General features: G+C 70.5%; 11 protein-coding genes. 1 reads left to right on the top strand and 10 read right to left on the bottom strand.

What is annotated here, in order from left to right:
- Positions 1-80: 80 nt before the first annotated feature.
- On the bottom strand, positions 81-1,001 hold the full coding sequence (locus IE290_RS03745; RefSeq protein WP_191243068.1) for a hypothetical protein: 921 nt from the start codon (positions 999-1,001) through the stop codon (positions 81-83).
- Between the two features lie 683 nt (positions 1,002-1,684).
- Here IE290_RS03745 and IE290_RS03740 point away from each other — a divergent pair.
- On the top strand, positions 1,685-2,047 hold the full coding sequence (locus IE290_RS03740) for an AbrB/MazE/SpoVT family DNA-binding domain-containing protein (RefSeq protein WP_191243067.1): 363 nt from the start codon (positions 1,685-1,687) through the stop codon (positions 2,045-2,047).
- 286 nt (positions 2,048-2,333) lie between these two features.
- On the opposite strand, the gene IE290_RS03735 is transcribed toward IE290_RS03740, so the two are convergent.
- From IE290_RS03735 to IE290_RS03695, 9 genes are all read right to left on the bottom strand, one after another.
- Positions 2,334-2,969 carry a TetR/AcrR family transcriptional regulator gene (locus tag IE290_RS03735; RefSeq protein WP_191243066.1) on the bottom strand — a complete coding sequence of 212 codons (636 nt, stop codon included), beginning with the start codon at positions 2,967-2,969 and terminating at the stop codon, positions 2,334-2,336.
- Between the two features lies 1 nt (position 2,970).
- Entirely contained in the window at positions 2,971-4,185 is a 1,215-nt protein-coding gene (locus IE290_RS03730; protein ID WP_191243065.1) for an NAD(P)/FAD-dependent oxidoreductase, read from the bottom strand.
- Positions 4,186-4,187: 2 nt separating this feature from the next.
- Entirely contained in the window at positions 4,188-4,379 is a 192-nt protein-coding gene (locus tag IE290_RS03725) for a ferredoxin (RefSeq protein ID WP_191243933.1), read from the bottom strand.
- Positions 4,379-5,776: a fatty acid desaturase gene (locus tag IE290_RS03720; protein WP_191243064.1), complete on the bottom strand. Its 1,398-nt coding sequence runs from the start codon at positions 5,774-5,776 to the stop codon at positions 4,379-4,381. The genes IE290_RS03725 and IE290_RS03720 overlap by 1 nt, the downstream gene beginning before the upstream one ends.
- 20 nt (positions 5,777-5,796) lie before the next feature.
- Complete coding sequence (locus tag IE290_RS03715; protein ID WP_229874113.1) at positions 5,797-6,723, bottom strand: NADP-dependent oxidoreductase; 927 nt, start codon at positions 6,721-6,723, stop codon at positions 5,797-5,799.
- A 256-nt stretch (positions 6,724-6,979) separates the two neighbouring features.
- Positions 6,980-7,945 (bottom strand): NADPH:quinone oxidoreductase family protein, encoded by a 966-nt coding sequence (locus tag IE290_RS03710; RefSeq protein ID WP_191243063.1) that lies wholly within the window; start codon positions 7,943-7,945, stop codon positions 6,980-6,982.
- Complete coding sequence (locus IE290_RS03705) at positions 7,945-8,811, bottom strand: 2-dehydropantoate 2-reductase (RefSeq protein WP_191243062.1); 867 nt, start codon at positions 8,809-8,811, stop codon at positions 7,945-7,947. Before IE290_RS03705 ends, IE290_RS03710 begins: the two co-directional genes overlap by 1 nt.
- Complete coding sequence (locus tag IE290_RS03700; RefSeq protein ID WP_191243061.1) at positions 8,808-9,908, bottom strand: CaiB/BaiF CoA transferase family protein; 1,101 nt, start codon at positions 9,906-9,908, stop codon at positions 8,808-8,810. The genes IE290_RS03705 and IE290_RS03700 overlap by 4 nt, the downstream gene beginning before the upstream one ends.
- Positions 9,905-11,431 carry a class I adenylate-forming enzyme family protein gene (locus IE290_RS03695; protein ID WP_191243060.1) on the bottom strand — a complete coding sequence of 509 codons (1,527 nt, stop codon included), beginning with the start codon at positions 11,429-11,431 and terminating at the stop codon, positions 9,905-9,907. The genes IE290_RS03700 and IE290_RS03695 overlap by 4 nt, the downstream gene beginning before the upstream one ends.
- Positions 11,432-11,436 lie beyond the last annotated feature (5 nt).

Below are 11,436 nucleotides of genomic sequence, written 5' to 3'. Positions count from 1 at the left end.
GGCGACGGCCTCCGGTGGAGCCCGAACAAGGTCCTGCAGAACTGACGAAGTTCCGCCTTCGCGGTCCGGACGGTGAGATATCACTCAAAAAGTTTACCGGCTGGAAAGTAGCATTCTCCAGTCTCGTTAGCATGGCGCTTCTTTCTTCGAAGCAGGTCATCGAGGCGAGCTCGCTGATCTAGTACACATATAATGTCGGCCGCGTCGATCGTCATAAACGGGGTTCTCCGACTATACTTTTCGATGGTGCCCGCCGAGAAGCCACCCATACTGATAAGCAATCCGAGTGCATTTTTACCCTTCTCTCGAACCTTATCAGCGAAGTGTGTAGCCTCCTTGACCTCGATCGGCGAGCTTGTCCATTTTGCCTCCAAAATATAATCGTCAGTGTCGAAGCTGAAAGCACCGTCAATCTGCTCCCAACGGACAACGTAGGACAGGCGCGGCTCTAGATCGAAAATATTGAACAACCGATGGAGGAACTCCTCAAATTCCCGGCCACGTTGCTGCCGCTGGTCGTTCATGGCAGTCAACCGATAGAAGTCTCGCTTCAACTCATCGAGCTCGTCGGCAAACCGACGTTGCAGTTCGGCTTGCTGCGTGTATGCGGCGCGCTCCGCCGCAATACGTTCGCGCTCGACGATGAGCTGCTCATGCCCAGCCGTCTGTTCTCGCAGTTCGTCCACTGCGGCGCGGGCTTTCTGAATCAATTGATCGCTGTCTTCATGGCGCTCGAGCTCAGGAAACTTGTTCAGGTTAGCGATCTCAAGCATGAGTCGCAAAGTGACATCCTGGTATGCATTCTCGTTACGAATCAAACGCTCGACGAGTTCATCGGATACTTCGCGCTTACTCGCGTCGAAGTTGATACCGTGGAGCAGTTCCAGGTGATCACGTAGCGCCGTGTGAAGGTACTGCTTGAAGCTTCTTTTGTACCATACAATGACCGGCAGAGCGTTTCGCAAGGCTTGATAGGCCGCTGTAGATATTCGCTTGCTCATCAGTGCCGCATCACCCCCTTGTTGGGGCAAGCCAGTGTTGGCTTGCTATCGACGTAAACCTGTGTCACTCATTCATGTCGGGCAATTTGCTTAGGAAGTCCACGACTTGGCCTGTCCTGCCGCAAGAATGAAAGAGCACAGACACCAACGGTAGTGGTTGCAGACATAACCGCCTTCCTCATGTCAGTGAGCAACTGCCTTGTCGCGTCGCCAACATCTACTGTTACTCTACGGCCACATCGACGGACGTTCTGTGATCGTATTGTCACGCAATCTTGCCCCGTGGAACGGACACGAGTGTTGCAGGCAACCGCGCAGCGGTGGTCCCACTCGGAGGCCGGCGACCCTCCGGAAGGTGCAGGCTCCTTTGACGGAATTAGTCAACACTACTTGGTGAGCGACCCATCTTCGAGCTCCCGCCTGTACAACCCGTTAGGCAGCAAGAGCCGTGTGGGTAGTGTGCAACTCCCCCCTCGGACACAGTTTCGTGGCAGGTCTGCCACATCTGGCGTACCAGCGCTTGAGTGCACATCAACACCTGACTGCGGCTTGTAGGCCGCGTCTGTGTTCCTCCTGGCGTGGTCCTCGTGACCGGTGCCGTGATCAAGCCGATCACTTTCCCAGCGGCTCCTCCGCGGCGCGATGGTCACACCGCCACCCGCCGAACGCTGCCACTTCCCACCATGCCGGCGCCTCGTACGAGCAGCGTCGTGTACGGGATGGCGGCCGTCGACTGCCGGGGCCGCGTGGCCGACCGGGCGGTGCTGACCGCGCTCTCTTGGACGCCGGACACCCGGCTGGATATCCGCGAAGCGCACGGACTCCTCCTCATCCGCCACGACGACCACGGCGTGTTCAGCGTGACCAAGAAGGGCCACCTCCGCCTACCCGCCACCGTCCGGCACCGCTGCTGCCTGCTCCCCGGCGACCGCGTCCTCCTAGCCACTCACCCGCAGCGGGACCTGCTCATCGTCCACCCGCCCGCAGCGCTCGACGACTCGCTCGTCCAGCGCCACACCCAAGTGCTGGACGGTGATCCCACATGACGTCCTCAGCGGACCTGGACGCCGCGCGCTGGACACCCCGCTGGGCGCGCACGGCACGACGCGGTCCGGCGGGGAGCGTCAGCCGCTCGGCGTGGCGCGCGCCCCCGTGCTGCCGTCGACGAGCCGATGGCGCACCCGGACGGCGCGACGGCCGCCGACCTCGCCGCGCCTGGTGGGCTGCCGCCCGGCGGTGATCGTCACCCACCGGCCCGCCCGCGGAGTTCCCCGGGCTGCCGGTGGCCGAGGTGGGAGCGGGATCGGTGGCGCGCAGCGGGTCCGACCCCGGTCAGCGCCCGATGTAGCGCAGGGGCGTCCGCGCGCGGTCGTCGAGCACGCGGGCCGCCAGCCAGGCCAGTCCGTCGGCGGTGCGGGCCGGTGTGTCCGAGGGCTGCATGACGTGGCTGAGGACGGCGCGGACGAGCACGTCGACCACCACGTCGATCTGGTCGGCGGTCAGCTCGGGCCGGTAGGACTCCACCCGCCGCAGGAGGATCGCCTTGGCCTCGGTGATCAGGGTGTCCGCCCGGGTGGTCAGCAGGGGCAGCAGTTCGGTGTCCGCGCCGTGGGTGGCCGTGACGACGGCGCGCAGCAGGACGTTGTCGGTGGCGAGTTCGAGGACGTTGCGGACGGCGTCGTAGATGGCCTCCACGAGGTCGTCGGGGTGGCGGTCGAACGCGTCGCGGACGAGGGCGAGGAACCGGTCGAGCTCGTGGACGACCATGGCTTCGGCCAGCGCGGCCTTCGAGCCGACCTCGTTGTACACGGTCTGGCGGCTGACCCCGGTGGTCTCGGCCAGCCGGGCCATGGTGACCGCCGACCAGCCCTCCCGTGCGGTCATCTCGATCGCCGCGACGATGATCGGCTGCCGGTGCTGGCCCCCGGCGCCCGACCTGGCCGGGAGAGTGTCGCCCATGATCGCCATTCTAGGCGGCGGCCCTGGTGGTGGCGGCGAAGGCGACGGCGTCCGGCCAGGGCGCCGCGGCGGCGATCAGCCGCCGGTACTTCATGATCTCCCGCGGGCGGTCGACGGTGAGCGCGCCGGTGATCCGGTCACCGCGCCGGTAGAGCGCGGTGAACCCGGCCTCGGCGGGCACCGCGACCAGCACCTCGTCCGCGTGCGGTGTGCCGACGAACTGGATGCGGTGGCCGTACCAGTCCGACCAGAAGTAGGGCACCGGGGCCAGCGGGCGCGCCGCCGCCGGGTCGAGCGCGTGGCGGGCGGCGGCCGCGCCCTGTTCGGCTGCGCCGGTCCAGTGCTCCAGGCGCATCAGCTCCCCGCCGAACAGCGGGTTCGCCACGTGAGCGACGTCGCCCGCCGCGTACACGCCGGGCGCACCGGTGGCGAGCGTGGCGTCGCAGACCACGCCGCGGTCGCGTTCGTGCAGGGTGACGCCGCTGCCTTCCAGCCAGCCCGTGGCCGGGGTGACCCCGATCCCGGCGACCACCAGATCGGCGGGCAGGACCTCGCCCGTGGCGAGCCGGACGCCGGTCACGGCTCCGCCTGCCGACTCCAGCCCCTCGACGGCCGTGGACAACCGCAGGCCGGTGCCGGCCGCGCGGTGCAGATCCGCGCAGACGGTGCCGGCCTGCGGGCCGATCGAGCGGGTGAGGGGCAGGTCGAGCGCTTCCACGATGGTCACCGGCAGCCCGCGGGCGCGGGCTGCCGAGGCGACCTCCGAGCCGATGAACCCAGCGCCGATGACGACCGTGCGCGCGCCGCGGTCCAGCGCGGCGCGGACGGCCAGCGCGTCCTCGGCGGTGCGCAGGGTGTGCACCCCGGCGAGCCGGTCGGCGCCGCGGAGCCGACGTGGCGTGGCCCCGGTGGCGATCACGAGCGCGTCGTAGCGGATCGTCCGCTCCCCCACCCGAACGGTGCGGGCCCCGGTGTCCAGGCCGGTCGCCGGGGTGCCCAAGAGCAGGTCGACCCCCAGGTCCTCCCGCAGCTCCGCCGCGGACCGGAACGGCACCACCCGCGCCGGGGTGTGCGGGGCGAGGAAGGACTTGGACAGCGGTGGCCGGTCGTAGGGCGGGTGCTCCTCGGCGCCGATCAGCACGATCCGGCCCCGGTACCCGTGGCGCCGCGCCGATTCCACCGCGCGCAGGCCGGCCAATGACGCGCCGGCGACCACCAGTGTCACGGTCAGTCCCTCACCTTCAGCGCCAGGACGGGGCAGGCGTCGACCGCCGCGGTGACGTCCTGGCGGTGTTCCTCACCGGAGTGCTCGTCGAGCACCGCCACCGTCCCGTCCGCGCCGACCTCGAAGAAGTCCGGCGCCATCGCCTCGCACATCCCCAGGCCGTCGCACTTGGCCCGGTCCGCCTCGATCCGCATCACGCGCTCACCCTCCCCGGGGCGACGAAGTCGACCTTCTCCCGGACCCCGCAGTCGGGGCAGCACCAGGAATCCGGGATCGCCGACCACGGGGTGCCGGCCGGGAAGCCCTCCCTGGGGTCGCCGATCTTCTCGTCGTAGACGTAGCCGCAGCCGGGACACATCCCGCCGTCCGTCGCATCACCACGGGTGTCGGCGGCGACGGGTTCCGGGGACTCGGTGCGCCCATACCGCGCGAGCACCTTCGCCCGCTTGCCGGGATGGATGTTGGCGCGGCTCATGTCGCCGTCGAAGTGGGCGAGCACGCGCGGGTCCATCACGCGGCGCCACAGCGGCGGGATCAGGGCGAGCACGATCATCCCGGCGTACCCGGTGGGCAGGACCGGCGATTCCGCGAAGTCGCGCAGCGTCTGGTACCGGCGGGTCGGGTTGGCGTGGTGATCGCTGTGCCGCTGCAGGTGATAGAGCAGGACGTTGGTGGCGATGTTGTTGGAGTTCCAGCTGTGGCTGGGATCGACGCGCTCGTACCGGCGCCGCTCGGGCGTGCCCACCTGCCGCCGCCGCATGCCGTAGTGCTCCATGTAGTTGACGATCTCCAGGAGCGAGAACCCGACCACGGCCTGGATCAGCAGGTAGGGCAGGACACCCGCGCCCAGCCAGGCGATCACCGCCGCCCACAGCACGGCCGACATCAGCCACGCGTTGAGCACGTCGTTGCCGATGCGGAACGGGTGCTGGTTCCGCCGGGCGTAGCGGTTGCGTTCCAGGCGCCAGGCCGAGCGCAGCGAGCCGATGACGGTCCGCGGCCAGAACCGGTAGAAGCTCTCCCCGACCCGGCTGCTGGCCGGATCCTCCGGGGTCGCGACCCGCACGTGATGCCCGCGGTTGTGCTCGATGTAGAAGTGACCGTAGAAGCTCTGGGCGAGCGCGATCTTCGACAGCCACCGCTCGTGGCTCTCCTTCTTGTGCCCCAGCTCGTGCGCGGTGTTGATGCCGATCCCGCCGACGCACCCGACGGTGATCGCCAGGCCCACCTTGTCCACGATGGACAGTTCGCCGCGGGCGATCAGCCACAGCGCGACCGCGAACCCGGCGTACTGGATGGGCAGGAACGCGTAGGTGATCCACCGGTAGTACCGGTCGTTCTCGAGGCGTTCGATGACGTCGTCCGGCGGGTTGCTGCGGTCCAGCCCGGCGACCAGATCGATCAGGGGCACCACGACCAGGATCACGATCGGCCCGATCCAGAACCACACACCCCAGCCAGTCGCCGCGTGCAACCCGATCGCCAGGAACACCAACGACGGCACGACCAGACCGATCAGCCACAGGTAGCGCTTGCGATCGGTCCACTGCTCGGTCGAGCCGTCGGGCACCGTTGCCTTTTCGTCGCTCATCGCATCCTCCTCTGCGAGGTTTACAAAACCTTAGAGGATGTAGCACTAGGTGTACAAGTGCTCGGTGTTTGTAAATCTCGGCGCGCGTCGCCGGATCGGGCTTGGAGTGAAGCCGCCCCGACATTTCGGGGTCGCACGCGGATGACGGTCTTGCCCTGCGCCGCTCGGTCGGGGTGAGCGCAGGGAGGGCGTCGTCGAGGGGACACGACCGTGCCGATGTGCGTGCGGAGGCGTCCGTCCCGCACCCGGCCGACGATCTCCATCAGCCGGCCGGGAACGGACTCGACGACGAAGTCGATCGTGAGGCGGTCGACCGGGCGAGCCTCGACGGGCCCGACCACCGACACCAGGGTCCCGCCCGGACGGAGGAGGCTCGCCGAGCGCCGCTGAACGTCGCCGCCGATGACGTCGAAGACCAGGTCGACCCCGCCGACGTCGCCGAGATCGTCGTGCTCGAGGTCGAGGAAGTCGTTCGCGCCGAACACGAGCGCCGCCTGGCGGTCCGCCGCCCGCCCGGTACCGATGACATAGCCACCGAACTCCCGTGCCAGCTGCGTCACCATCGCACCGACTGCACCGGCCGCGCCGTGCGCGAGGACGCTCTGCCCCGCCCGGAGACGACCGTGCTGGAACAGACCCTGCCACGCCGTCAACCCGGAAATCGGCAGGCTCGCACCCACCGTGAAGTCGACGTCCCCCGGCAACGGCGCGAGGTTGCGCGCCTCCACGGCCGCGTACTCGGCCAGGGTTCCATCGCGGTGCCAGTCCGTGATGCCGAAAACCCGCTGCCCCAGCGAGAGTCCCGTCGTGCCATAGCCGAGGGCGGTGACCACTCTGGCGAACTCGTGGCCGATGATCGCGGGCGTCCGATCGTGACGCGAGCGATCGCCCCAGGTCGAAGGCCACTCCCACTCCGCGGGCACGAAGCCCGACGCGTGGACTTCCACGACCACGTCGTTGATCGCGGCTGTCGGCTCGGGCCGCTGAGCGAGGGTGATCCCGGCTGTGCGTTGCCGAGCTTTGTTCTGTCACATGAACCGCATTCTGTCCATGGATGCACGGAAGCGTGTCCGATTCCCCCTCGGACACCAACCAGTGGGATCGGTGCGGTCGGCGGGCTGGTTGGCCTCCGCCGGAAATCGCCGGTGTGAGGCACAGCAAAAATGTCTGACTGAAATCGTCAAGCTTCACATCAGATCGTGCCTAACGCGTCGCGTCCAGCACGGTCTTCCCCATCGCGGTGCGGGTTTCGAGCCGATGGAGTGCTTCGGGTGCTTCGGGCAGTGGCAGGACCTCCGGCTTCGGCACGACGAGGCGACCGTCGGCCAGTAGTGCGGACAGCTCGGTCCACTGTGCACCCGGGTAAGCGGGTTCGCGAGGGACGATCTCGCCCCAGCCGGCGCCCATGACAGTTGCGTTGCGCAGCAGCAGGCGGTTCACCTGGACCGCCGGGATTCGGCCCGCGGCGAAGCCGAGCACGACGACGCGGCCCTCCGGTGCGAGGACACGCAGGCAGTCGGTGAACCGGTCGCCGCCGACCGGGTCCACGACCACGTCCACTCCCCGGCCCGCGGTGAGCGCGCGCACCTCGTCGGCCCAGTCCTCGCCGTGGACCACATCGGATGCGCCAGCCGCGTGGGCGAACTCGCCCTTCGCGCCGTTGCTGACCACGGCGATCGCGCGCAAGCCCAGGGCACGGCACAGGCCCAGGACGGCGCTGCCCACTCCGCCCGCGGCGCCGTGGACGAGCACCGTCTCGCCTGGCTCGGCCCGGGCTCGCCGGACGAGCGCGCAGTGGGCGGTGAAGTAGTTGAGCGGGATGCCCGCCGCGGTGGACAGCGGTACCGGACCGGGCACAGGGAACACCAGCGCCGGGTCCACGGCCACGACCTCCTGCCACGTGCCCTCCGCGATCACCGCCACCCGCTCGCCGGGCTGGAAGCCGCTCGCCTGCGGGGCAGACCGGACGATGCCCGCGGCCTCGGCGCCGGGCACGAAGGGCAGCTGCTGCCGCACCTGGTACCGGCCGCGGGTGCGCAGCAGGTCGGGGAACGAAACGCCGGCATACAGCACGTCCACGAGGACGCGGTCCCGGCCGTCCGGTTCCGGCGCCTCGACGAGCCGAAGCCCGTCCGGGCCGGTCAGCGCGGTCGCCTGCACGGCACGCATCACGGTTCGCTCGCCCGCAGCAGGGCGTAGACCGCCTGGTTGGCCGGTGTCGGGACACCGTGCCGGCGGCCGAGGTGGGTCACGGCGCCGTTGAACAGCTCGTATTCGGTGGGCCGCCCGGCGAGGCGGTCGTAGAGCATCGAGGTCCCGTCCTCCGGGCCCAGCTGGTCGTAGAAGCCGAGCGTTCCGGTCACGTCCGCCGGGCCGAGGTCCGCGCCCACCGCGCGCCCCACCGCGACGGCCTCGGTGAGCAGGGCCGTGACCAGCTCCCGGATCTCCGGCTCGCCGAGCACGTCCATCCGCCGCGACGTCAGCGCCGTCACCGCGTTCGCGGCCACGTTGGTCAGCAGCTTGCGCCAGGACGCGGTCCGGAAGTCGGGTTCGGCGGTGATGTCGAGGCCCGGGGCCAGCCCGGCCAGCCGGGCGGCGGCCTCCCCCGCCGGCACCACGAGCCGCGCGCCGCGGTGGTGGCGCACCCGTCCGGGCGCCACCCGTTCGGCCGCGATGTAGACCAGGGCGGGCAGCACCTGCGCGGGCCCGGTCAGCCCGGCGACCCGGTCGGCGTGGCCGATCCCGTTCTGGCACACCACCACCGTCGTGCCCGGACCGCACGAGCGCGCCAGCCACGAAGCCGCGGCTCGCGTGTCGTGGGCCTTCGTGCACAACAGCACCCAGTCCACACGCGACAGTTCATCCGGTTCGGTGAGCAGCCGCACGTCGAGCTTCGCCGAGGTCCCGCCGCGTTCCAGGATCAGCGGCCCCACCGCGGAACGCGCGCAGACGACGACGTCGTGCCCGGCGTCGGCGAGCGCCGCGGCCAGGACGGTGCCGATGCCGCCGGCCCCGACGACGGCCACGGACGTCATCGGGTGATCACTCCCTCGTCCGCGAGCCGGGCGAGGTTAGCCGGGCCGAGTCCCAGCTCGCCGAACACCGTCGCGGTGTCCCGGCCGATCCTCGGCACGCCCCGCGCCACGCCCGCGCGCTGCCCGTCGATCCGGAACGGCGCGGCGAGGTGGCGCCCACCGACGATCCGCTCCGCGAACTCGGCCGTGCGCACGACCTCCGCGGGGCCGAGGACCGGTTCCGCGGGCACGCCAGCGGCGGCCAGCTGTTTCCGGACCTCCTCGGCGGGCAGCTCCCGCAACCGCTCGGCGAGCCTCCCGTCGACCTCGTCGCGGCGCGTCACGCGTTCGTCGAACGACAGGAAAGCCAGCTCCGGCAACGAGACGGCCTCACACAGCGAGCGCCAGTGGTGCGCTTCGTAGGAGACGGCCAGGCACACCCGCGCCCCGTCGCCGAGCCCGTAGACCCCGTACCCCGCGGGCGGGACCGGGGTGGCGTCCGCGGGCAAGCCGGCGAGCTCGCGGGTCAGGGCGAAGGTGTTCAGGGCCAGCGCGCCGTCGAACATCGCGGTCTCGATCGTGCGTGCCCGCCCGTCCCGGACACGGCCGGCGATGGCGGCGAGGGCGCCGAGCGCGGTGAGGAACCCGGACACCATGTCGACCACCGGCACCGCCCCCGGCGGCCCGTCGAGCAGCCCGGCGATGGCCTGGAAGACCAGGTCGTGGCCGGGCCGGGACGCGCCGGGACCGGTCAGCCCGAACGAGGACACGCTCACCACGGAAGTGCCCGGGAAACGGGCGCGCAGCTGATCCGGGTGGACGCCGAGCTTGCGCGCCGTCCCCGGGCGCTGGCCGGCGATGACGAGGTCGGCGGCGCCGGCGAGGCGGTAGAACAACTCCCGTCCACGAGGGTGCGCGATGTCCAGCGAGACCGAACGCTGGTTGCGCGACAGCGCGGCGAACACCGCGGGGAACCGCCGGGCCGGGTCCCCGGGCGGCGGCCGCTCGACGGTGATCACGTCGGCGCCCAGGTCGGCCAGCAGCAGCGCGGCGAGCGGGCCGGGCACGGTTTCGCTGAGGTTGACCACCCGCACCCCGTCGAGCGGGCCCGCGGTCACGCCGGCACCGTCCGGAACCGGGCCCGCAGGCCGCGCCGGTCGAGTTTGCCCGTCGCGTTGTAGGGCAGCTCGTCGAGCACGAACAGCCGCCGCGGGACCTTGAACCGGGCCAGCCGAGCCCGGCAGAACTCCTGCACCTCCTCCAGCGCCGGGGCGGGGCCGTCCACCGCGAGCGCCGCGCAGATCGTCTCGCCCCACCGCGGATCCGGCACGCCGAACACCGCGGCGCCCCGCACGCCGGGCATCTCGGCCAGCACCCGCTCCACTTCGGACGGCATGACGTTGAACCCACCGGTGATGATCACGTCGCTGAGGCGGTCGACCAGGTGGAGGTAGCCGGAGGCGTCCAGGTAGCCGACGTCGCCGGTGTGCAGCCAGCCGTCGGGCTCCAGCGCTTTCGCCGTCGCCTCCGGGTTCTCGAAGTACCCGGTCATCACGGTGTCACCTCGCAACTGCACCTCGCCCGGTTCGCCTACGGGGCAGGGTTTCCCGGTGGCGTCGGCGATGCGCAGGTCCAGGAACGGCACCGCCCGCCCTGCCGAACCGGCCAGTTCCGGTCTGGGTCCGGCCGCAGCACGGTGGTCGGCGGGCGTGAGCACGGTGACCGGCAGCAGGCTCTCGCTCTGCGCGTAAACCTGGTACAGGGCGTGCGGGAACGCCTCGACCGCGGTCGCGAGGTCGTCCGCGCCGATGGGCGAGCCGCCGTAGACGATCGCCGACAGCGCGGACACGTCGTGCCCGCTCGCCAGCGCCGCCCTGGCGAGCGGCCCGACGACGGTGGGCACCGCGGAGACGACGGCGACCCGGTCGGCGACGATGCGCCGCAGCACGTCGTCCACCACGAAGGCGGGCAGCACCTCCTGGTCCGCGCCGTGGCAGGCGAAGGCAGGCACGAGGTGTCCCGCGGCGTGGCTCAGGGGGATCGCCTGCAGCACCCGGTCGCCGGGCTGAACCGGGAAGGCGACCAGCACGTTGCGGACCATCGACGCCATGGCCCGCTGCGTCGCGACCACGGCTTTCGGCTCTCCGGTGGTACCGGAGGTGAACAGCAGGGCCGCCGGGGCGTCGGGTGAGGGCAGCGGAGCGGGCCCGGGGTCCGCCCGGCCGGTCAGCGCGGGGAAATCCGACTCCAGGTCGAGCAGCGGCACCCCGCCCCGCACGGACGGATCGGCGTCGAGCCGGGCGGCCCAGTCCGCGTCGGCGCAGAGCAGCGCGGGTTTGGCGGTGGCCAGGATCGACGGGAGTTCGTGCGGGTTCAGGCGGCGGTTGATGCCGACCCGCACGAACCCGCCGAGGAAGCAGGCCTGGTCGAGGACGGCGTACGCGAGGGAGTTCGCGGCGATCGTGACCACCCGGTCACCCGGCCGCAGTCCCCGCTCGGTCAGTCCGGCGATGGCGCGGCGCACCAACGAGCCCAGCTCACCGTAGGTCAGGGCGGTGGTTCCCTCGCGCAGGGCGACCAGGTCGGCGTACCGATCGTGAGCGCTGCTGAGCAGGCCGGCGAGGGTCGGCGTGACAGTCATCGCGG

It is taken from the genome of Amycolatopsis deserti (assembly GCF_014653945.1).
Classification (GTDB): Bacteria; Actinomycetota; Actinomycetes; order Mycobacteriales; family Pseudonocardiaceae; genus Amycolatopsis_E; species Amycolatopsis_E deserti.
The sequence above is the reverse complement of the archived record's forward strand: the minus strand, read 5'-3'. Positions and strand labels throughout refer to the sequence as shown.

Excerpts from the sequence above, each read along its gene's own strand:
- IE290_RS03745 (WP_191243068.1), bottom strand. The coding sequence starts at position 1,001 with ATGAGCAAGCGAATATCTACAGCGGCCTATCAAGCCTTGCGAAACGCT.
- IE290_RS03740 (WP_191243067.1), top strand. The coding sequence starts at position 1,685 with ATGCCGGCGCCTCGTACGAGCAGCGTCGTGTACGGGATGGCGGCCGTC.
- IE290_RS03735 (WP_191243066.1), bottom strand. The coding sequence starts at position 2,969 with ATGGCGATCATGGGCGACACTCTCCCGGCCAGGTCGGGCGCCGGGGGC.
- IE290_RS03725 (WP_191243933.1), bottom strand. The coding sequence starts at position 4,379 with ATGCGGATCGAGGCGGACCGGGCCAAGTGCGACGGCCTGGGGATGTGC.
- IE290_RS03720 (WP_191243064.1), bottom strand. The coding sequence starts at position 5,776 with ATGAGCGACGAAAAGGCAACGGTGCCCGACGGCTCGACCGAGCAGTGG.
- IE290_RS03710 (WP_191243063.1), bottom strand. The coding sequence starts at position 7,945 with ATGCGTGCCGTGCAGGCGACCGCGCTGACCGGCCCGGACGGGCTTCGG.
- IE290_RS03705 (WP_191243062.1), bottom strand. The coding sequence starts at position 8,811 with ATGACGTCCGTGGCCGTCGTCGGGGCCGGCGGCATCGGCACCGTCCTG.
- IE290_RS03695 (WP_191243060.1), bottom strand. The coding sequence starts at position 11,431 with ATGACTGTCACGCCGACCCTCGCCGGCCTGCTCAGCAGCGCTCACGAT.